This is a genomic window from Sulfitobacter mediterraneus, from assembly GCF_016801775.1.
Lineage (GTDB): Bacteria > Pseudomonadota > Alphaproteobacteria > Rhodobacterales > Rhodobacteraceae > Sulfitobacter > Sulfitobacter mediterraneus_A.
In genome coordinates, this window is sequence record NZ_CP069004.1 from 158,532 (window position 1) to 178,475 (window position 19,944).

At 57.3% G+C, this 19,944-nt stretch carries 20 protein-coding genes; 4 read left to right on the top strand and 16 right to left on the bottom strand.

Annotated features, from left to right (window positions below; genetic code table 11):
• The first annotated feature begins 106 nt into the window (after nucleotides 1–106).
• The 3 genes from JNX03_RS00680 to JNX03_RS00690 are packed head-to-tail and all read left to right on the top strand — an operon-like array spanning nucleotide 107 to nucleotide 4,377.
• Entirely contained in the window at nucleotides 107–697 is a 591-nt protein-coding gene (locus tag JNX03_RS00680) for a hypothetical protein (protein ID WP_050673796.1), read from the top strand.
• Nucleotides 684–2,492: a relaxase/mobilization nuclease domain-containing protein gene (locus JNX03_RS00685; protein WP_050673797.1), complete on the top strand. Its 1,809-nt coding sequence runs from the start codon at nucleotides 684–686 to the stop codon at nucleotides 2,490–2,492. Before JNX03_RS00680 ends, JNX03_RS00685 begins: the two co-directional genes overlap by 14 nt.
• Complete coding sequence (locus JNX03_RS00690) at nucleotides 2,485–4,377, top strand: type IV secretory system conjugative DNA transfer family protein (protein ID WP_050673798.1); 1,893 nt, start codon at nucleotides 2,485–2,487, stop codon at nucleotides 4,375–4,377. The genes JNX03_RS00685 and JNX03_RS00690 overlap by 8 nt, the downstream gene beginning before the upstream one ends.
• Nucleotides 4,378–5,268: 891 nt before the next feature.
• On the opposite strand, the gene JNX03_RS00695 is transcribed toward JNX03_RS00690, so the two are convergent.
• From JNX03_RS00695 to JNX03_RS00770, 16 genes are all read right to left on the bottom strand, one after another.
• Nucleotides 5,269–6,423: a hypothetical protein gene (locus JNX03_RS00695; RefSeq protein ID WP_131724102.1), complete on the bottom strand. Its 1,155-nt coding sequence runs from the start codon at nucleotides 6,421–6,423 to the stop codon at nucleotides 5,269–5,271.
• A 379-nt stretch (nucleotides 6,424–6,802) separates the two neighbouring features.
• A complete protein-coding gene (locus tag JNX03_RS00700; RefSeq protein WP_131724103.1) occupies nucleotides 6,803–7,516 on the bottom strand; it encodes a hypothetical protein in 714 nt (237 codons plus the stop codon).
• Nucleotides 7,517–7,952: 436 nt separating this feature from the next.
• Nucleotides 7,953–8,951, bottom strand: a complete 999-nt coding sequence (locus JNX03_RS00705; RefSeq protein ID WP_050673801.1) for a type IV secretion system protein — start codon at nucleotides 8,949–8,951, stop codon at nucleotides 7,953–7,955.
• Nucleotides 8,952–8,971: 20 nt separating this feature from the next.
• The gene (locus JNX03_RS00710) at nucleotides 8,972–9,148 is read right to left on the bottom strand and encodes a DUF4177 domain-containing protein (RefSeq protein ID WP_165589936.1); all 177 of its coding nucleotides are present in this window, start codon (nucleotides 9,146–9,148) and stop codon (nucleotides 8,972–8,974) included.
• Nucleotides 9,141–10,136: an ATPase, T2SS/T4P/T4SS family gene (locus JNX03_RS00715; protein WP_203210587.1), complete on the bottom strand. Its 996-nt coding sequence runs from the start codon at nucleotides 10,134–10,136 to the stop codon at nucleotides 9,141–9,143. Before JNX03_RS00715 ends, JNX03_RS00710 begins: the two co-directional genes overlap by 8 nt.
• A 2-nt stretch (nucleotides 10,137–10,138) precedes the next feature.
• Nucleotides 10,139–11,455: a TrbI/VirB10 family protein gene (locus tag JNX03_RS00720; protein ID WP_203210588.1), complete on the bottom strand. Its 1,317-nt coding sequence runs from the start codon at nucleotides 11,453–11,455 to the stop codon at nucleotides 10,139–10,141.
• Entirely contained in the window at nucleotides 11,448–12,143 is a 696-nt protein-coding gene (locus JNX03_RS00725; RefSeq protein ID WP_203210589.1) for a TrbG/VirB9 family P-type conjugative transfer protein, read from the bottom strand. Before JNX03_RS00725 ends, JNX03_RS00720 begins: the two co-directional genes overlap by 8 nt.
• Before the next feature lie 3 nt (nucleotides 12,144–12,146).
• Entirely contained in the window at nucleotides 12,147–12,797 is a 651-nt protein-coding gene (locus JNX03_RS00730; RefSeq protein WP_203210590.1) for a virB8 family protein, read from the bottom strand.
• 3 nt (nucleotides 12,798–12,800) lie between these two features.
• Complete coding sequence (locus tag JNX03_RS00735; protein WP_203210591.1) at nucleotides 12,801–13,580, bottom strand: type IV secretion system protein; 780 nt, start codon at nucleotides 13,578–13,580, stop codon at nucleotides 12,801–12,803.
• Nucleotides 13,577–14,671, bottom strand: a complete 1,095-nt coding sequence (locus JNX03_RS00740; RefSeq protein WP_203212080.1) for a lytic transglycosylase domain-containing protein — start codon at nucleotides 14,669–14,671, stop codon at nucleotides 13,577–13,579. The genes JNX03_RS00735 and JNX03_RS00740 overlap by 4 nt, the downstream gene beginning before the upstream one ends.
• Nucleotides 14,672–14,717: 46 nt before the next feature.
• Nucleotides 14,718–14,876: a hypothetical protein gene (locus JNX03_RS00745; protein ID WP_203210592.1), complete on the bottom strand. Its 159-nt coding sequence runs from the start codon at nucleotides 14,874–14,876 to the stop codon at nucleotides 14,718–14,720.
• Nucleotides 14,869–17,235 (bottom strand): type IV secretion system protein B4, encoded by a 2,367-nt coding sequence (locus JNX03_RS00750; RefSeq protein ID WP_203210593.1) that lies wholly within the window; start codon nucleotides 17,233–17,235, stop codon nucleotides 14,869–14,871. The genes JNX03_RS00745 and JNX03_RS00750 overlap by 8 nt, the downstream gene beginning before the upstream one ends.
• Complete coding sequence (locus tag JNX03_RS00755; RefSeq protein WP_024096577.1) at nucleotides 17,225–17,503, bottom strand: type IV secretion system protein VirB3; 279 nt, start codon at nucleotides 17,501–17,503, stop codon at nucleotides 17,225–17,227. The genes JNX03_RS00750 and JNX03_RS00755 overlap by 11 nt, the downstream gene beginning before the upstream one ends.
• A 7-nt stretch (nucleotides 17,504–17,510) precedes the next feature.
• Nucleotides 17,511–17,801 carry a TrbC/VirB2 family protein gene (locus tag JNX03_RS00760; RefSeq protein ID WP_025060020.1) on the bottom strand — a complete coding sequence of 97 codons (291 nt, stop codon included), beginning with the start codon at nucleotides 17,799–17,801 and terminating at the stop codon, nucleotides 17,511–17,513.
• Nucleotides 17,801–18,376, bottom strand: coding sequence for a lytic transglycosylase domain-containing protein (locus tag JNX03_RS00765; protein WP_203210594.1), 576 nt, complete (start codon nucleotides 18,374–18,376; stop codon nucleotides 17,801–17,803). The genes JNX03_RS00760 and JNX03_RS00765 overlap by 1 nt, the downstream gene beginning before the upstream one ends.
• Before the next feature lie 64 nt (nucleotides 18,377–18,440).
• On the bottom strand, nucleotides 18,441–18,767 hold the full coding sequence (locus JNX03_RS00770; RefSeq protein WP_203210595.1) for a hypothetical protein: 327 nt from the start codon (nucleotides 18,765–18,767) through the stop codon (nucleotides 18,441–18,443).
• Between the two features lie 587 nt (nucleotides 18,768–19,354).
• Between JNX03_RS00770 and JNX03_RS00780 the strand changes: the two genes are divergently transcribed.
• Entirely contained in the window at nucleotides 19,355–19,903 is a 549-nt protein-coding gene (locus JNX03_RS00780) for a hypothetical protein (protein ID WP_203210597.1), read from the top strand.
• Nucleotides 19,904–19,944 lie beyond the last annotated feature (41 nt).

Consider the following 19,944-nt stretch of genomic DNA (forward strand, 5'->3'; position numbering starts at 1 on the left):
AATACAGGCAGTTGATGCAATATTATAATATTGAATCAATTATGGCGAAATGCCATAACAGGGCTGCCTGTATGATGCTGGCAAGAAATAGGGGTGATTACTTCACATGGGCCGACCGCGCGTACCACGGCACAAGCGACTGACGCAAAACCAGCGTTTTGCCATCGTGCGCAAGCGTGCCGAGGGGGTGCCGATCGAGGATCTGGCCCGCGAATTCGGCGTCACGACCCGCAGCATCTTCTACACGTTGAAAGCCGATCAAAGCCGCAAACTTGATGCGCGCGTGCGCTCTGAGCTGGTGAATGTCCGGCTCACACCGAAGGAGCTTGCGGGCTTTGATGCGGTGCTGACGCGGCATGATATCGCCAGCCGGGCGGAAGGGCTGCGTCGGCTGATCCATGCCTCGAACGATCTCTTTGTCCCTGATGATGAACTGGCCAATCAGATGCAGGGATTGTCGGCCTCTCTCAATCGCACCGGCAACAACATCAACCAAATTGCGCAGCGCCTGAACGAGGCAAAGCGCCAGGGTAAGACGCCGCCTTATGGGAATTCCGCCCATGCTCAGGTCCGCGCTTTGGCCGGGCTGATCTTCGATATCGCCGACCAGGTTCAGGACATGGCGCAGCGCCGCCGAAGCGCGCTGTCTGGCGAGGTTGCCCGCGTACTGGGAGGCTTTGCCGATGGCCCGGAATAGCGCCGTTGCCGCCGCGCAGGAGGCCTTTTTCGATCGCGACTGGAGCCGCATTCGCGGCAGCGTCCCCCGCGCCCGTGCCAAGCAGATGGCCCGCGCCGCCATGGGCCATTCCCCTGCGATCTTCAAAGCCATTCGCGACGGCGGCACGCACAACAAAGCGCAGCTGCGCAACCAGCTGGAATACCTGACCACCAAGTCGAGCTTCATCATTGACAGCCGTGGCACCTATGACGGCCAAAGCGTTTTGTCAGCCAAAGAGATCGAGCAGGTCACACGCCGGTTTTCAGCCCAGTGGAATGAGGGGTTTCATCCAAAGCTCGGGAACACCTCACATCTGCTGATGGCCTTCCCGATTGGCACGCGCGGCGAGGATGTTGCCGAGATCACGCGCGAGATCTGCGAGCGTTTTTTTCAGGGCAGCGGCAGCCACTTTGACTACATCGCAGCCGTGCATGAGGATCGGGATCACCCGCACGCGCACATCGTTCTGAACCGTCGCAGCAAGGACGGGGAGTTCTTCTTTCTGAAGGAAGGGCACCACTTCAACTACGACAGTTTTCGCGAGGCGATGGTGGAGGTATCGGACCGCTATGGGCTGCGCTTGGAGGCGACGCGAAAGCTTGAGCGTGGGATCACGACGAAGAGGCCTAGCGATGTAGAACAGCGTCGCGCAGAAGCCACTGGCCAGAAGTTAGTCGAGCGCGAGCGCATTGGTACAGAGCTTGACCATGCTTTGCGTGAGGTTGCGCAGAACGCGCAGCTTTATCGCGGCCTTGCCGCCGAGGCCTCGCGCGAGAACCAGCATGATATTGCAGCAGCCTTGGACAAAGCCGCGACGCTTTTGGCGCAAGGCAAACCGATTGAAGCAGATGGAAAGGTATATGGTATGGCCGAAGAACAGCACTCGTTTGATGAGGTCGTGGATGCCTTTCACGCCAAGATCAACCAAGCTGAACGCATTGTAGCAGAAGCCCCGATTGAGCGGCGTGCGTCGCTCGAGCATGAGCTTAACGACATCTATCGTTCACTGTCGCATCTGAGCCCAATGGGAACGCAGTCCCACACCTTGCTCGAAGACGCGTCAAAAAGTGGGACCTATTCCGCTACAAATATACGGGCCGAGGCCCAAAGCGCATTGCGGGAAACAGCTCTTACCGAACGTCTTGAGCAGGCTTTGAAAGGCACCGGCATTGACGCGCAAGAGGTGACGCGCCGCGTCGAAATCGGCGCGGGCAATGCCGCGCTGGAACGGCAATGGCTTGGACAGGATTTGAAGGCGATTGCCGAGAAGGACGGCTTTGATTTGTCACGCGCCGATGAGCTGGAGAAAGCGATCGACCGCCTTGACCAGGTGCACAGTGATCTGGGCCGTGTGTTGGCAGATGCTGAGGTTCTCAAAGACAGCGGATCGGTGGAGTCTGACCGGCAGGAAGCCATTATCGACCAGCTTCCGCCGACCACCTCTGATATCCTGAGCCGTTTGAGGGAAGACCCAACCGCAGACCCTTTCATCAGCGATTTGGAACGCGAGACCTTGCGCTCCGAGTTGGAGGAACTGGTCGGTGAAGAGGGCACCCCGGACTTGGCGATTGGCGATGAGACCGCGCTGGAGGAACATATCGAAGACCGCCTGGACCGGCTCTATGCGGCCAAGGCCTATCTGCAGAGCGATGCCGCTCTGGCGAACAGCGTGGCGATGGAGCACGTCCTCGACGAAATCGCCAATGAAGAAATTGATGTTCAACGCGAGCGGCATGTCGATGCCGACGGCGAAAAGGGCGTGACGCATGGGTAAGGCGCGGATCGCACTGGGCGTCATGAGCTTTGCTCTTCTCGGCGCGGTGCTGGGGTATGTTCTGGCGTCAGCCTTTCTGACGTTCCGCTGGTTCGGGGGGGGGGCGGATATCGACTTCCTGATGCTGGCGCGCAGCTATGGGGATCTTCGAACAACCCATCCCGAAGATATGCAGATCGTTCACTTGATCTTGGGGATCAGCACTTGCGCGGGCGTTTTGCTCAGCGCGGTTTTGATGAACGACGCGCTAACCAAATTTGGGGAAACCCATTGGCAGCACATGTCCGAGATGAAGCGCAACGGTTTCTTAGGCAAGCCTGGCCACGGCTTTGTCCTCGGCAAAATGGGCAAGCCCAAGAGCCGCAAACCTTTTGTGATGTCCAAGGTTTTTCCCCATGCCTTGATCGTGGCTCCGACCGGGCGTGGCAAGACAACGGGGTTCGTCATCCCGAACCTTTTGACCTATCAGGGCAGTGCCGTGGTGCTGGACGTGAAGGGCGAAAATTTCGAGGCAACAGCGCGCCACCGGGCTGCGCAGGGCGACAAGGTGTTCCGGTTTGCGCCCACTGATTGGAAGGATGGCCGCTCGCACCGGTACAATCCTTTGCTGCGCATATCGGCGCTGGAAAACGTCGACCGCCAGCAGATGGAGCTGCAACTCTTGGCCTCCCTGTTTCTGCAAGCAGATAACGACCGCGTCCAAGGGCTCCTCGACGGCGGTATCGATCTATTCGTGGCGGCAGGGCTTTTAGCGTTCGAGCGCAAGAGACCGACCCTGGGCGAGATTTACCGCATCACCGCATCTGGCGGGGACAAGCAGAAGGAATATCGCCGCCGCGCGGATGAAGTGGTCAATCCAGCCGCCAAGCTGATTTTCATGCGCATGGCCTCGACCAACAACGACACGCTGACGTCTTACCTGTCGCTTCTCATGACCTCGGGCCTCAAGCAATGGTCGAACCCCGCCATCGACCGCGCAACCGCGACCTCAGACTTAGATTTCCGCGACATCCGAAAGACGCCGTTTTCGGTCTATCTTGTGGTCGAGCCGCTGATGGTGAAACCCCTCGCTCCACTGATCCGATTGTTCTTCTCGGACTTGCTGGCATCGCTGCAGGACCATGAACCCGGCAAGGACGAGCCTTGGCCTGTGATGATCATGCTCGATGAGTTCAACCGCCTGGGCAAAATGCCGATCGTGCTCGACAGCATCGAAACCCTGCGGTCTTACCGGGCCAACCTCGCGATCGTCACACAGACCATCCCGGCGCTAGATGAAATCTACGGCGAAAATGCCCGGCGTGCCTTGCAGGGCAACGCGGGCATCAAGCTCTATCTGACTCCCTCAGATGAGAAGACCATCGAAGAGCTGAGCAAAGCGGTAGGGAAAACCACCAAGCGCGTTGTGACCCGCTCGCGCTCAGTCGGTCGCAACCCCTTCGCCGGTCGCAGTATGTCTGAACGGACCGAAGAGACCGCGTTGCTGCCCGAGGATGAAGCGCGGCGCATGGATCTTGATGACATCGTTCTGGTGGTCGACGCGCAAATGCCTGTGCGAGCCAAGCGGATCAAATACTATGAGGATCGGTTCTTTAAGCAGATCTTCGACAAGCAGAGCGGCGATCTGCCGTATCCATCCGCCGGAGACCAAATGCGTGGGCTGCAAGGGCAGATCAAAGCGCTGGAGGCGAAGATTGGGGCGCTTGTGATGCCAAGGCGGGGGGCCGGTGATGGCTCTGAAGGTAGTGGCAATCAGCGTGAAGAGATCATCGGAGTAGCCTCGCGAGTGCAAGATGTTCCGCCAAGCGATAAGCCTAGTTTGAACGACTACCGAGCTGGGTCTGAACGAGTCGAGCGTTTTTTGGAGAAGGCCGCTAGGACATGACCGAGGAAAAGCTATCATTGCAACGGCAATAAAGCCAGAATGTTACTTAATCGAATTGACATTTCCTCAGCCACGCCGTTCGGGATACCAAGCTCAATGAGCTACTTGGGGAGTGATGATTTGTTGGCAGCTAGACTATCCCTTTGATGTAACGTAGTCTTTCAAAGGGGCGTGAACTGTTATGGTGGCGCCTGAAGGGGGAGATATGGGGCGACGTCGCCAAAGCGGATTCCTTGAAACGCTGTTCAAATCAGCTTTTGGTGTCGGTACCACTGTTCACTACAAAACAGACTGGCTCGGCAGAAAGAAAAAGGTCGTTAAGCATCACGATTCCGGGAAGACCAAGACATACACACACGGCACTGGCTTCTTCGGGAACAAAACGCGGACAAAAACCGTCAAACACGGTAGGGTCATTGAGGAAGGAACTGTCCGCGAGAACCTTTTTTGGAGCGGGGCCACCGAACACGCAAGGAAGAGAGACGGTACTGAAGTAAAGCGAAACTTTTCACCTGGAGTATTTCGCGATCATGTCTCGACCCTGGAAAATGGGATTTGCTTCAAATGCGACGGCACTGGACAGAAGCGGATCACTTGCAGAACGTGCAGCGGCACGGGAATGTTTACGTTCCCAGAGCGCGAGTGTTGGACCTGTGGTGGAACCGGCTGCTATGGGGAAAATCAATGTCGAAGATGTTCCGGTAGCGGTGTCTATGCATCCGGTAAGAAAGCCCCCTGCAATCGCTGTAGCGGCACCGGTATGCGTACGGTGACGTGCAACAAATGCGACGGCAGTGGTAAGTTTATCAATAAAACGTATCGTTAGCAGAGTGGGTACTAATGCTTGGGGTGCTAGAGATCGGCACGTTACAAACTCTATTTCTTTTTTTGTTACAAGCTTACGGAAATATCGAGCTCATTTGCCATAAACTTGCCGTCAGCTATTAGGAATCTCAGGACACGGTGTGATTTTACGACGTCATAGTCGTGATATTCCGCAAAACGATCATTGCTGAGGACGAAGACGCTCTGATTTTTCCCGGCTAGTTTCATCAGATATTCGTCTGCTGCTGTCTTGGTTGGAGTTACGTGTGTGGCGGTATTGGGGCCGAGTGCCTTTTCAATGCCTTGGTTGTCTGACTTCAGCATGGCGCGAATTGATGCGTCGAACACGACAGTTACCTTGAAGCGATCGCCCAAGGCCTCAAGCAGCGCGGAAATCCCTCGTAAACCAATAAATGATTGGCCCTCATAGCAGGCATTGTTCCCATCGATCACAAGATGCGAAATTGTTCGATCAAGTCTTTTCAACTCGTCTCGAATACGGCGCTCGAGTTTTGGAATGTTGTTTTCAAGCCGCCGAATTTTTCCTCTTCGATCATTGATGACATGTCTCGGGCTACCAGAGCCAAATTTCTCTTCGCATTTCTGGTGAATCATTGCCCGCTCGTAACTATTCTCCGCAGCGGTCAAGTCTCGATCGAGACGATCTGCCTTTGCGATGTCAGAATTGAAAGTTTCTAGCTCAGATTCTAGGCGATCAAGCTCCTGCGAATGGGGCCGGATCTTTTCCTCAATCCTTTCGAGTTCGGACTTTGCCGCAGCCAAGTCGCTAGCAATCTGTCGAATTTTTGGTTGAATATCTGCAAGTTGCGTTTCTGCTTCATTGAGGCTGAAGCACTCGTGTTCAGAAATACGCTTTTGCGCCGAGCTTAAGTCTGATCTCACCTCGGATAGCGCATTATTGTCTCTCATCAAGTGCTCATTTGCTGCGGATATTTCTTTACGAAGCCGATTGGCTTCTAAGCGTAGTCGTTTCTGTTCCGCTGTAAAAAACTTCCAGATCACCAGCGGATTGGTCTGGGCCGCTCGGTTAACCTTTAGGCGGTTCTCAAGGTTTGCCTTGTTAACTTCCTCGTCCGCTATCTTTCGTGAAAGGCCAACTGAGGAACTTTCGAGACGCTTGATTTTTTCTAGTTCGACTTCCGGTTCGAACGCTTTGTAGCTCTCGATAGAACCCCGGAGAGCTCTTTGTGTCTCCTGCATGGATCGGTGCTGTTCGGTCAGCCTTTTAATGCGAGAGCGTCGACGCTGGAGAGGTTCAAGAGGGCTGGTCGCGTTCATTTGCTCGCTCGCAAGTCTAGGAAACATAAAGCATTATATGTGGACGCGGGGCATAGGCAACACGATTGGCGCTTGTGTCGGCCAGGAATTGTGGGCATCGGTGCAAATCATCCCAATGGCATATTTACATCGCTCAGCTCTTCTATGGCGATCAAACAAACACTGACTTCGTAATTGTGCCGAAGGATTGGGTTCCTGACCGCACAGAGCGCACCATTACTCAAGCCAAGTCCGATTGGGGGTGAAACGATAGACGCGGAAGAGAATTAAGCACGCTACTTATCTATGCGGATAGCATGGCTTACGCGAGAAAACCTTCTGGCACGGGCGCGCGCTTTACCTGCAGTACTCTTTTCTTTCGACCTGTTCGGGTGACAAACACTAGTTCTTCGGATCCGTCCTTGTTAACCACATACTTCAGGCGGTGGAGTGAGAACACCTGACCATCCACGGTTACATCCTTATGGTCGTCCGAAAGCGAAACATTGTCTAACTCGGCATCGAGCCACGCGAGGATCGTTTCGAGGGAGTTTGCTTCGAGAAGTCGCACTTCCCTAATGATCCCCGTCAGAGTTGTCGGTTCAAGGCCGCCCTTTGCACGCTCTTCGTTGATCCTACGCATCGTTTTGCGAGTTACATATAATCCAAGCGAGGCGGCGACAGTCGCAGCGGTGCCAGCAATCGCCCATCCAATGGGCGTCAGACCCAAAAAGGTTACCGTGGGGGCAATTCCGAGCGTACTGGCGACACCGCCCAGGCCGACGGCTGTCAATGCAGATCCCACACCGAGAGCAGCACCAGAAGAGAGCGCCGCGAGGCCACCAGTTGCACCGAAAATACCTGCCGCCGATACTAACCCTAGACTGCCGAGTAGGGAGCTGTTTCCTAGAACGAAGGCACCGATCCACGTGCTTGATAGCGTGCCAGCGATATAGCCGGAAGCTGCTGTAGACGCGATCCATGCACCTGAGGAGTGGAAAACTGGAACTGCGATAGCGAGAAAAGGCAGGGGCATGAGTCGGCTCCGACAAAAGGTTACCTAATAGACTTGGGTGTTTTCCAGGCGTTGTTCAAGTTCATGTGAGCCGCTGTTGGTTCCGTCTGCCTTTTCAAGGTTCATTTGTGGTCGGTTCGAGCACGAACGCTCTTGAAGCGGAACAAAAATAGCGCCAAGTCCAGAATTATTTATCAACAGGCAAACTTTCCTTTCATGTGCCTAGCGGTCTATCGGACGATTGGGGTCAGAGGTGATTGCAAAACTTTAAATCGCCTTTCGACGGGCACCGTCTCTGGAGTTTCAGCATTGGTTACGATGGATTAATACAGCAGCTGCGCGAACAGGCTTTTGTCCTGTCTACATTTTCTTTTTGGCGTTTGACGCGAACTTTAGCTAGGGGTGACCGCACTGCAGAAACTAATTCAGTGGTCAACTGCAGCAAAGCGCATGGCCTCTACTCCAACCGCTTCGCCCGTTCCGCCACCCGACTAACCATCGAAACAGTAGCTCCACCTGCCTGCCGTATTCCAGCTCCTGCGATCTCAGCATTCGACCTCGTTCCAAACCGAGCACGAGCCCGCGAGCCCTTGGTGCCGATCAAGCCCTTTGCGAACCCGCCGGGACCGGGAATGCTCGGCGGTCCGGCCATCATGAAGTTGCCAGAGATTGAGCGGACGATCAGTGGGGTGGCGATGATCATGCCGCCTGCGAGAAACATCATCATGAAGAAGGGGACCAGCGCGCCGATGTTGCTGGCTCCGGAGGGATCTCCGAGTTCGGTCATGAGCGAGCGCGACATTCCGACGACAGTGGAAAACACGCCCGCGATTACCAGGGGGTAGAGTGCGTAGGATACCGTGCTGGACAGCCAGCGGTGGAAATAGTCCTTGCTGACATCAAACAGCGACAGCGCAATCATGATTGGAGCGATGCCGATCATGAAGGCCAGCATGATCTTGGCGAAGATCAATACCAATCCGCAGAGCGCGCCAATGACGCCCAAGAGGAACGCGCCGATTGCGCCGATTAGGGCTCCGGCCATCCAATGCATGTTGTCACCGGCCGCGTTCAGATAATCGCCAAATTCTTCGATGAGGTCGTCAAAGGCCCCGGCAAAGTAGGATGCACCTGCACCGCCCCCGCCAAGCCCTGCCACCATGCCGCCCGCGAGCTGGTCGAGACCGTTGATGAGGGCGCTGGCCACAGCGTTGAATTGGACCCAGTTCATCGCAAAGAGGGAGATCAGCATGAGCTTGAGTGCGAACCAGAAGGCGGTGCGCCCATCCATGGACTTATACTGGAACACCGTGTTGAGAAAAACGCCGATCACGGCGAGCGTCGAGGCTACGGCGATGACGCCGCCAAGTTGACTGGCGACGTTGCCAAATGTGGTTTGGGCCGCGTCGTCCAGAAAGTTGTCGGTTGTCTCTACCATCCAGGTGACGACGCCCATAGGATCCCCCTTAGTTAGGTTTAGGCGCTCGCGCCGGTGCGACGTTTCAAGAAGGCTTTCAGGATATGCTCGCCGTCGAAATCCGGCACGACCGAGACCAGCTCCCAGCCATCCTGACCAAGGGCGGTCAGCTGCGTTTCGATCTTAGGTGGCTTGGTTTTGGCGGTGTTGATCTGTTCAATCTTGTATTCAAACATGGGCTGTTTCCTTTGAATGGGCCGGATCAATCGGCAGGTAGAATTCAGTAATGCCGCGCGCACCTTCATGGCGACCGGCTTGAATGATCACATCGATCGAGCGTGTGATGTAGTCGTTCATGTCCTGGTAGGTCATGGGCACGTCAGTTTTCAGGGCGGCGATGGCGAGACGCTGAACCGCCAGCTGAGGTGTTTCAGCGTGCAGTGTGGTGAGTGAGCCACCATGGCCGGTGTTTATGGCCTCAAGGAAGGTCATGGCCTCTTTGCCGCGTACTTCGCCCAAGACGATACGGTCCGGCCGCATCCGCAGGGTAGAGGTCAGCAGGACATCAGCGCTGCGTGTGGCTTCGTCGCGGTCAGACATCAGTGTGACGACATTGGGCTGCGTTGGACGTAGTTCGGCGGCTTCTTCGATGGTGATGATGCGCTCGTCGGCGGGCACAAAGGAGAGGATCTTGCGCGCCGTGACGGTCTTGCCGGTCGAGGTCCCGCCGGAGACGATCATGTTGAGCTTGTGCGTGACGCAGAACTTGAGCGCCGCATCGATGTCGCCGGTGGCCACGACATCGCGCAGCTCGGCATTGCGTTGTCGCCTTGCGCTCTCATTGCTGCGCTCTTTTCCGAACAGGTAGGACAGCTTGATCTGATCCAATGGCAGGTCCGCAAAGAACCGCAGCGAAATCGCGTAACCGCCATCGACAGCGGGGGGCTGGATGACTTGCGCGCGGATCGGGCGGTCGCGATAGGTGATGCTGACCGAGACGATAGGCTTGGTCCGGCTGAGCGTGGTGTTCGCGGCGGACGCAATCTGATTACCCAAGTCCTTGATCTCGTTCTGCGAGAGCTGTCGACTGACGCGCCGCGTAAAGTGATCCCCCTGAAACTCGGCCCACAGCGTGCCGTCAGGGTTGATGCAAAGCTCGATCAGCTTGGGGTCACGCGCCTCGGGGATCTTGTCCATCGAGCTTTGCAGATAGCTGGCCGTCATGGTCAAAAAATCTCCAGATCGCGGTGGACCATCACGGTGACGCGGGCACCTTGATCGACATAGATCACGGGCGAGACGGAGAGATATTCGCCAATCACGCTTTGCGCGCTGTCCTGAAGGTCTTCGCCAATGCCCTCGAGCACATCAGAGGTGATCTCATCTTCGGTGTTTTGGGCGGCCACGGCGGGCAAGGCTCCGATCAGCGATATAAGGGCAGCTGACCCGAACCGCGTGCCAAAGCGGCTATCGACAGAGCCGGTTGTGCCGGAGCGGCCCAATTCATCGCCACCGAAGGCGCTGATATCGACGGTCTGGTTGCTGGGCAGAATGATCCGGTCCCAGGCGATGGTCACGCGTTGCTGCGCGATGTCGAGGCCGGATTGATACCGCCCGATCAGACGCGCGCCGCGCGGGATCAGAACCCGTGAGCCGTCATAGGCGTGGACATCTTCAGCCACCATCGCGCGGACCTGACCGGCGAGAGAGCTGTCGATTGCGGTTTCCAGCACGGCCTGGATCATTGTGCCCTGAACGACGGTGTTTGACGGGTTCACGATCAACTGGGCTTGCGTCACGTCTGCGGGTTCAGCGCCGTTGCGGACAAAGTCTGTGTCACCATCAAGCCGCCGCTGTTGCGCGGCGGTTTCATTGTTGCCGCCTCCGGTGCCGCCAAAGGCGATGATAGGACTGGCGATGCGGGCTTGGAGTTCCTCAAGTTCGGCTTGCCGTCTTCTCTCGAGCTCTTGAAGGCGCAGTTCTTCTGCCGTGGGACCGGTCGGTGCAGGCGTACTTGGGGTTTCCAGGCGTGCAAGCTCCAGATCGTTCTGCAGTCGCTGAATTTGACGGGCCCGTTCTTCCAACTCTTCGCGCAAGGCGGATTGCGTTGCTGCTGCCTCGCTGCGCAGGGCATCGATCTCTGCGCCCAGAGTATCCAGCGCCTCCGTGTCGACGGCAGGGGCCTCAGGTGCTGGCGCGTTGCGCAGTGCTTCAAGCTCGGACCGCATAGCGTCCATTTGCGCGCGGAGCTCTTCTGTCTCGCTGTCTGGTTCTGACACCGCTGGCGGCGGAGAAGTGTCAATTGGCGCAGGCGTGGGCTCGAGCGCACCGAAGCCCGGTCCCGCCGCTTGGAATTCATCCGGGGAGGCGGTTTCTAGGCTGTCGGGTTCAGAGCCGCCAGAGAACACCAACAAGAGACCACCAAGGGCGGCGATTGCCCCAATACCCAGGGCAATAGTGACAGCGGACGGCCGCGCCCTTCGGTTTTGTGGTTTTCCTTCAAGCGCTTCGAGGCGTTTCTTAAGCTCAGCAGTTTCACTCATTGTGGTTTGCCTCGCTCATCTCTTGGACGCAGATTTCGTCCTCGCCGAGCCTCAGAACCCATCGATCGCTGACACCTGATACACGGATCACGCCGTCTGGCCGCGCGAGCGCATTCACGCTGCGTTCATTGCCGTTTGACCAGCGAAAAATCGCAGGCAGCGGCGCGTTCGCGGCAAAGCGGAAATAAGTGAAGGTGCCGTCGTCCCAAATCTCGCGCGGAGTGATTTCGGACCGCGCGCTGACGCCATAGGCGTGGTTTGCAGGTTGGCTTGCTGCCACACGCGATTGCTGGGGAGCGGGCTCGGGATAGGTGAAGCGAATGACGTAGAAGGTTGGCGAGCTCGCCTCAGTGACGTTGAAATAATAGCTGCGTCGGTTGGTATAGACGGTGATGTTTGTATGAGCGCCGCGCGAGACGGGCTTGATCGCAAAAGCCTGACCGCCGGGCACACCGTCCAAAAGGAAGCCTTCAGTGTCGCCCGCAATGATCGAGCGGATGGTCTCACCCTGGCCGAATTCGATGCTAGTGACGTGAGTCAGGCTGGTGCGGATGCGGTAGACCTGCCCATCCTGATAGGTGGCCAGTCGGACGCGGGCATCATAAGGGCCTTGGCGCGGCTGCGTTTCGGCATAGACGGTGCCAGCAAGCGGAGCAATGAGGGCGAGGATAAGGAACAGGCGGCGCATGGGTTACTCCAAACGATCCGAGCGGATCGCGTATTCGGTGACGGTGAAGCCGAAAGGGTTTTGCCAGACATCGTCGATCGACCGGCTATTCTCCGGCTGAAATTCAAACATCAGCGTTGCAGTGAAGAGCCCATTTTGAGAGCCGCGCGGCGAGTTGAGCCGCTTGCGAAGGCGCACCTGAGCACGATTTGCGCTGATATGGGTGATCGACAGAACCTCGACTTCAAGCCGGGCATCTGTGCCGTAACTGTCGGGCGGATAGGCCTCATGGCCGCTGGTCCATAATGCACGCAACCCTGCGGCGGCTGCGCCGTTCGACTGGTCCAGGACCCGCCGCACACGCACGTCATTGTCGAGCTGATTGTATGTCTCTCGATCAATGACGTAGCGGTAGACCTGTGCCTCGATGATAGCGGGGCGTTCCGTGAGTGAGACCGCTTCAACCATGGCATTGGGGAGGGCCATGCCGGTTTCGCTATCAAAGGGCACGATCATGGGCGACGGGTCCACGTCGAACAGGGCAACGAGGGCAGCGGCGAGGCAACCTGCCATGCCAAACGCCATGCCTGTCAGCCCCAATTTCTGCCACAAGAGCTCGCGTCGTCGTGCGCCGTACACGAGCTCTTCTTCGATGATTTCTGCTTCACTGTTCATGGGTCAGTCCGCGCGCAGGTCTGGCAGGGTGAAGTCCATGTAGCGGCGTTCTTCAGCCAGCGTCGCGGCATCGACCACGCCGGATTGGCCCGCACCGACGGTCTGAATAGCTTCGAGCTCCCACATGCGCGTCATGGCAATCGCCAGCTCGGCCGTGACGCGAGTGTTGTGATCGACGGCTTCCTTGAGCGTTTCCATGTCCGGAATAAGCGAGACCAGTTGCTCGACCCGTTCGAGGGATTGCGCGGCCTCTTCATAGCTGTTTTCAGCCGCCGCCGACATCACCGCGCCGGTGCTTGCCTGACTGGCGATACGCTCTGCCCCCGGATTGCCGCTGCTAGCCATGTCGGACAGGCTGTCTTGATCAAACCCGGCATCCTCGAGGGCTTGCGTCATGCGGCCTTCCATTTGAGGGGCTGCATTGCCGATCAGGCCGCTGAAATCGCCACTCTGGATTTGCCGGATGGTGCCGAGGAGATCGCCGAATTCCTGATCGAGCAGGCCGTCAAGATCACCACCCATGGCCATCTCAATGATATCCGTCGCGCCGGTCAGGGCCGCGTAGGTCTCGTTGAGCGTGTCGAGTTGCTGCTGCACCAGATCGAGCTGTTCGAGAAGCGTGTCGAGCTGGTCGGTCTGGATCCCGAAATCCTCCAGCATCTGCTGCAGCTGGCGAATTTCCTGCGCGATGTTGCGTGTGTCGACCGTCGGCACGCCTTGAGCAGTTGCAGGAGACGCAACCAACAATGCGCAGGTGGCTACGGCAGAAAGAAAGCGGATCATCGGAGGGCCTCCAGATCGAATTGCATGAAGTCTTGTTCTCGTGCCTGCGCGGCTGCCATGGCCAGCGCTTCGGCGCTGAGCGGACGGGTATGGGTGGCCTTGAGGCGCGTGCGGATCGCGATCAGGCGAGCGAGCTCGGCCCGAGCGTAGGTATTGAGCGACATGGCCGCGTGAATGTCGTCGGTTTCGCCAATGCGGGTGATGATGTCCTGCACCCGAAGCGCAGCCGCTTGCACGGAGATTAAGGAGTAATCGCCATAGACCCCTGCGCCGAAAGAGGTGAGGCTCATGGTGGAGTTGGCGAGCAAAACTGGATCAATGGTGCCAAGCGCGTCGACGCCGCCAACGCGGGCAAGGTAGAGATTGTAGCGCTCTGGGATCACCTGAACGTAGTGTTGGGTTTCCGCAAATGGCGGCACGCCGCCATAGCGTTGCACATTTCCGGGACCGGCGTTGTAAGCGGCCAGCCCATGGATGATGTTGCCATCAAACATGGCCAGCATCTGCCCCAGATAGCGTGCGCCGCCGGTGACCTGGATGTAGGGGTTTTCGTAATAGGCCGGGTAAATCCCGAGATCCTGTGCGGTGCCGGGCATGATCTGGGTCAGGCCGAATGCGCCGACAGGGGAGCGCGCGCCGATGGTGAAACGGCTTTCTTGCCAGATCAGCGCCTGCAACAGACAGCGCCACTGCTTGGGTGATAGACCCGCTGCGCGCACGCCAGACATGCGATGCGTTTCTTGCGCGGCACGAATGATCAGCTCTTCAATCGATCCCGAGGCATCGCCGAACATCTGGGCTGCGCCTGGGTTCGGGTCGACCGAACCATAGAGCGTGTCTGCGGCGCTTTCAGGTGATGAACCAGCTTCTAGGCTTGCGACCTGTGCGCCGGAATTCCCTCTGGCCAACGTGGTGGCATTGAGGATGTCTTCCAGCGCCTGGAGTTGTTCTTGCTCAAGCTCTTCAAGCTCTTCCTCTTTGGTTAACCGATCCCGTTGCAGCGCCAGATCTTGTTCGCTTTGCTGCAACACGCGCTCGCGCTGCAGGAACATGCCCGCATCAAAGGTCGGCACGCCTTGGGCATAGGCCATTGGCGCGGCGAACCACACCAAGCCCGCAAAGATATGCAGGCGGTGCCTACTCACCGAGACCACCAATCGGCCCAAGCAGTTCAAAATTGCAGTTGCTGCGGCTGACCTCGGCAAAGGAGCTGAAGCATTCGGCTTCAGACGGCCGATATTCCGCGCAGGCTGTCAGGGTCAAAAGGGTGAGGGTCAGCACGCAAAGTCTACGCATCAATCTGTCTCCAAAAATCGAGGTTCTGGCGATAATCCGCGCCCACCAGCGCTTCGCCTTTTTCCATGCCGCCAAGGATCGTGAGGTAGGGGCCGAGCGCGCGGAGATCAGCGTCGATCACCACCGATCCTTGATCATCACGCACCAGCGCCAGACGGGAATTGCTGCCTGTGCTGAGCAGAACGCTGAGCTCTTTTTCAGTGAGGCCCAGCAGAGTGTAATCGCTGGCCGAGGCGCGGATGTTGGGTAGCAGAAGCTGCGTCGGCACAGCCTCGACGATCGTTTTGCCAGTGCGGGTTTTCTCAAGCTGGCTTGCGTATTGGGTCATCATCACGACAACCGCGTTCTGTTTGCGCGCCGTGACCAGCCAGTTGCTGAGCCGATCTGCGAAATACGGGTTGTCGAGCGCTTTCCAGGCCTCATCGATGATGATCAATGTCGGCTTGCGGTCCTCGATGACGCGTTCCACCCGCCGAAACAGGTAAGAGAGGACAGCCATGCGTTCCTTTTCGCTTTCGCTGTCGAGAATGCCGGTAAGGTCGAAGCCCACGACATCACCATCGAGCGAGAAGGTATCCTCAGCACTTTGCCCGAAGATCCAGCCATATCGACCGTCTGCGGTCCATTCCTGTATCCGCTCAAACAGGTCCCCTTCATCTGCCCCCGCCACAAACAGCGAGGCCAGATCCTGCCAGTTGCGCAGGGCGGCATCGCTCGCCCCGGCGTTCTGGCGCACCACTTCTTGGATGCGATTGATCTGAACAGGGCTCAGGGGCTTGTCAGCGCGATGCAACAGCGTGGCCAGCCAATCAGACAGCCAGGTTTGGCCGCGCCCATCAATTTCGGTGCGGAGCGGGTTGAGGCCGGTTGCTTCACCCGCCTTGATGGCGCTGTAGCGCCCGCCATTGGCCCGTACCGCCATTTCCATGCCCGCGCGATAGTCGAACACAAACACGCGCGCGTCGCAGCGCCGCGCTTGGGTCATCAGAAAAGCCGACAGTACCGACTTGCCAGAGCCAGGACGGCCAAGGATCAAGGTATGCCCGCCGGTCGGCTCTTTGTCCGGCTGTCCGGCTTCGTGGTAGTTGAATAGGAAGCCTGAGCGTTCAGGCGTCGGGAAGAGAGTAATCGGCTTGCCCCAAGGCACTTGGTGACCAGGTTTGCCCAGTTGACCACGATGAAGCGCCGCGAGGTCGGCAAAGTTCGTGTTGGTGATGGCGGCTTTGCGGCTGCGCATCTGCCCGTTCCCCGGATGCTGCGCGAAATAATGTGTCCGAGCCGCAAAACTCTCGTTCACAAGATTGACGCCTTCACTGGCCGCGATGTTGCGCACCTCGGCTGCAATGGCCTCCAGCTTTTCTTCGGTCTCTGCAAAGATTGTGGCCGTCATGTGATGATCGCCAAAGCTCAGCCGCTTGGATTCCAGATCGTCCAGCGCGTCGACCAGTTCTTCCGCAAGGGATATCGCGCCATCATCGCTTGCTTTCATCAAGCGCTGTTGCCGTTTGATCCGGCTGGCCATGATGTTGCTATTGATCGGCGTAAAGGAATGCGTGACGACCATGTCGACAGGCAGGTTCAGCTCATCGAACATCGTGCAGCTGGTTTTGGCCGGGTAGGTCTTGATGGCAAAGCTGGTGCCGAACCGCTTACCTGCCGTCCCATCGTCCAACGTGAAGCCTCGCCCCTGAAACGTGACGCGGGCGTTGGCTACATCTTCGGCAATGACGCCAAATCGCGATTTTGCGAAGAGCGAACGCTCCTGGCCAATATTGAGCGCCCCGAGGAACCCGAGTAGCTCGCCGCTTTCAGCGCCCAGCAGGCGCGGGTTCATCTCAGCAAATGACGACAGTAAAAACCCGACGACCTCCTCGAGCTTGCGCAGTTGTTTGGATGTTTGGTCCTTCATCTGTGCGATGGAGTCTACACGTTTCAGACGGAGCCGCGCGCCGAGAGGGGGGCGTTTCAGCACCGTGAGCGTGAGTGTTTTGTCTCGAAGGCCTGCCTGTGCCATTGCTGATTGCCAGCGAGTGTCCAGCGTTTGGGCAAAGCCATCGTGGGGCATCGTTGGCAAGGCGCTCTCGATCGCTTTTGAGACCTTGTGCACATAGAAACTGTACTCTGGCCCGATCTGGGCGATGATTGCAGCAAAGAGCGCACGGATCTTCTCCAAATGCGCGTCATCGCAGGTCATGCTGTTGACGCCGTCAAGGCGGATGCACTGGAACAGAGCATTGCCGCGCGTGCGGATCGTCACGCCATCCACGAGACTGACATAGGGCAGCATGCTGGCCATTGGGCGCTCTTTGCGCGCCCAGTTTGGCAGTGTTGCAAGATCATCGGAAGGATCACGGAGCATAGCTGTCCCCCGAATGGATCTTGCGGTTTGGGGTGGGCGGCGTCTCCTGCAGCGCTGTGACCATCACCTCAAGAAAGGCTGGATCCCAGTCAGCGGCTTTCCACAGCGCGGGATAGGCCAGAGCGGCGATGATGATCACCGGCCAGCTCTGGACCCACAGAAACAGCAATACAAACCCGAAGAGCCAGACCATGGCGTACATGATCGGCAAGCCGATGAGCTTTGGCGGCCGGATCAGGCCGAGGAAGAGGCGGGTTTGCGTTGCCATGTCGAATTTACGCGCCCCAGATGGCGGTCACGATGGTCGGTGCGGCTGCGATGCCTGCAATGGCGACCAGCACCCAGAGGGCTTGGCGGAAATCCAGAATGCCAAAGAGCCAGGAGAGGAACACGCCAATCAAGGCCAGGGTGCCGATCACAATGCCCAGGGGGCCGGTGATCGTGTCGACAATGCCTTGAAGAAGGTTTTGCACCGGGGAGAGATCGATGCTCTGTGCAAAGGCCGGGTTGGCAATCATCAAGCTGGCCAGAGCCAGCGACAGGATCGTGCGGAATTGAATGTGCATCAGGAGGCTCCAGTCAGTCGGTCACGCACGGCCATGACCCGGCGCACGTGGTTTTGGGTTTCTCGATAGGGAGGAATGCCGCCATAGCGCGCGACCGCGTCTGGCCCCGCGTTGTAGGCAGCGAGTGCGAGTTCGGGCGTGCCAAACTGCGCCAACAACATCAAAAGGTAGCGGGCAGAGCCGTCGAGGTTTGCCTGCCAGTCATGCGGATCCACGCCGAGCTGCACGGCCGTTGCGGGCATCAACTGTCCAAGCCCAATCGCACCTGCGGTGCTGCGCGCATTCGGACGATAGGCGCTTTCAATCTCGATATTGGCTTGAAAGAGCGCCTGCCACTCCGTCACCGACAGCCCGGCGCGGCGCAACGCCGGGTGCCCGCCATATCGATGCGCGGTGCTTTCAAGTGCTGCGAGGATTTCGGGGCGGGGAACTGCGCGGGCGGGTTCAGGAGGCGGCGCAGGCTCAGTTCCAGCGAATACAACCAGCTCTAGTGGGTTTGCACCAATCCCGTCGACATAGCTCTGTGCAAAACCTGATTGGGGTGCTTTGGTTTCCAACTGGCCATCGGCTCGCATGGAAAGAACGAAGCCTTCGGAATAGGCGGGGGCAGCAAGAAATGCCGCGAGAACGGAAAGTAGCTTAGCCCGCGTCGTCCAACGTGTGAGAGGCGATCTTGCCTTCGAACATTGGGATCGAGACGATCGAAACGCCAAGGCCCGCGAGGAAGCTGGATAAGCCGTTGATTGTCTTGAACTCTCGGGGCGCCATGTTGTTGCGCGCTGTAACGAGCAGGCGACGCGTCTCGCCATCAGGCGAGACGCAATGCACGGTCCAAACTCCGGACCACTGAGCACCTGTACGTTTGGGCGTAACCCGGCACACAACATCCGCCGAATGACCCTCGGCAAGCAGCGTGCGCAGCCCGTCTTCACTGACAACATTAGGGGCGTCTTGCATCAAATTCATAGGATCGAGCCTTGCAGAATTGTGCATTAGCCCGGCAGTCCCTCATGGACTACCGAACCGATACAATATTATAATCTTGCAATCAATAGGTGCAATATGAGTTGTTGCGCCCTTCATGCGTTGAAACAAATTTACTGCAACGGAGTGGCTGAGCCAAGATAATATGGCGCTTTTGAAACAAACATGGGCGGTTATGATCGTTCTGAGCTGGGGTTCTGCCGCGATTGCGGGCACTTGTTTGCCGCCTACGCCGCCTTGGATGCCGACCAATACCGACGACGTGCGGGCCTATGCGGACCTGTTGAGGCGCGATGCGGAGACGTATTTTACCGATGTCGAGCGGTACTTCCGTTGCCTAGATCAGCAGAGGCGAGAGGTCTTCGAACAAGCGCGCGTGGTCAGTGGAGACTATGCGCGCGTTTTGGAGTTGGAAGTGAGCAAGTCTGAATAGCGCCTTGTTCGGCCTAAAAATATCGGCCCTTAGCAAGTGTTTTTCCGGAAGTCGTCAACGTGGACATCCGGGCCGCTTGTTCTTCGATCTCGCTTAAGACATCAACATATTCGAACCACAATCGAAAGGAATCAAATTGCCGAACCGTCCGTTTGCTCCAAGGTCAAAAAACTCTCTATTGGTTGTCGTCCTGGCATCGATTTGTGTGTATTCGACCGCTTCAAACGCCCAAGATGAGCTTGGTGCAGGAATTGTCAAACTCCAAGAGTCTCTGAACGTAATTGTTGGCGATGGCAGTTTTGATCAAGTGGACGAAGAATATTGCCGGGGTGTTCTTTGGACAAGCAATGTTACTGATAAGCAGGAAATAGAGGATCGGCTTAGTCGCCTGAGTGACAAAGACTTTGGCGTAATGAATCTAACTGGCCAGATACAAAGCTACCAAGAAAAGCGGTCCGAATTCCTGTTTCTCTACAATCTTGCCCTTGATCGCGAAGGGACTGTTGAACTTCCCCGTGAGTTGTATCCTGACGCAGATCAGTTCTCTTCGGCGTGTTCCATTATAGTGAGACAGCAAATGGAAGATCCAGAGTTTGCGCAAATCGCGGAGTCTGCGAGAAGCCAGGCATCATTTAGTGTAATCAGCGATTTGCTATACGAACTACTTCGAGAGCGCGCGCGGTAAGGTCGACCTTCAACATAATCGGTAACCGATGTGCTTGGGGC

Coding starts and splice junctions, on each gene's coding strand:
- JNX03_RS00680 (WP_050673796.1), top strand. CDS start 107: ATGGGCCGACCGCGCGTACCACGGCACAAGCGACTGACGCAAAACCAG.
- JNX03_RS00685 (WP_050673797.1), top strand. CDS start 684: ATGGCCCGGAATAGCGCCGTTGCCGCCGCGCAGGAGGCCTTTTTCGAT.
- JNX03_RS00690 (WP_050673798.1), top strand. CDS start 2,485: ATGGGTAAGGCGCGGATCGCACTGGGCGTCATGAGCTTTGCTCTTCTC.
- JNX03_RS00695 (WP_131724102.1), bottom strand. CDS start 6,423: ATGCAGGAGACACAAAGAGCTCTCCGGGGTTCTATCGAGAGCTACAAA.
- JNX03_RS00700 (WP_131724103.1), bottom strand. CDS start 7,516: ATGCCCCTGCCTTTTCTCGCTATCGCAGTTCCAGTTTTCCACTCCTCA.
- JNX03_RS00705 (WP_050673801.1), bottom strand. CDS start 8,951: ATGGGCGTCGTCACCTGGATGGTAGAGACAACCGACAACTTTCTGGAC.
- JNX03_RS00710 (WP_165589936.1), bottom strand. CDS start 9,148: ATGTTTGAATACAAGATTGAACAGATCAACACCGCCAAAACCAAGCCA.
- JNX03_RS00715 (WP_203210587.1), bottom strand. CDS start 10,136: ATGACGGCCAGCTATCTGCAAAGCTCGATGGACAAGATCCCCGAGGCG.
- JNX03_RS00720 (WP_203210588.1), bottom strand. CDS start 11,455: ATGAGTGAAACTGCTGAGCTTAAGAAACGCCTCGAAGCGCTTGAAGGA.
- JNX03_RS00725 (WP_203210589.1), bottom strand. CDS start 12,143: ATGCGCCGCCTGTTCCTTATCCTCGCCCTCATTGCTCCGCTTGCTGGC.
- JNX03_RS00730 (WP_203210590.1), bottom strand. CDS start 12,797: ATGAACAGTGAAGCAGAAATCATCGAAGAAGAGCTCGTGTACGGCGCA.
- JNX03_RS00735 (WP_203210591.1), bottom strand. CDS start 13,580: ATGATCCGCTTTCTTTCTGCCGTAGCCACCTGCGCATTGTTGGTTGCG.
- JNX03_RS00740 (WP_203212080.1), bottom strand. CDS start 14,671: ATGGCCTATGCCCAAGGCGTGCCGACCTTTGATGCGGGCATGTTCCTG.
- JNX03_RS00745 (WP_203210592.1), bottom strand. CDS start 14,876: ATGCGTAGACTTTGCGTGCTGACCCTCACCCTTTTGACCCTGACAGCC.
- JNX03_RS00750 (WP_203210593.1), bottom strand. CDS start 17,235: ATGCTCCGTGATCCTTCCGATGATCTTGCAACACTGCCAAACTGGGCG.
- JNX03_RS00755 (WP_024096577.1), bottom strand. CDS start 17,503: ATGGCAACGCAAACCCGCCTCTTCCTCGGCCTGATCCGGCCGCCAAAG.
- JNX03_RS00760 (WP_025060020.1), bottom strand. CDS start 17,801: ATGCACATTCAATTCCGCACGATCCTGTCGCTGGCTCTGGCCAGCTTG.
- JNX03_RS00765 (WP_203210594.1), bottom strand. CDS start 18,376: ATGCGAGCCGATGGCCAGTTGGAAACCAAAGCACCCCAATCAGGTTTT.
- JNX03_RS00770 (WP_203210595.1), bottom strand. CDS start 18,767: ATGAATTTGATGCAAGACGCCCCTAATGTTGTCAGTGAAGACGGGCTG.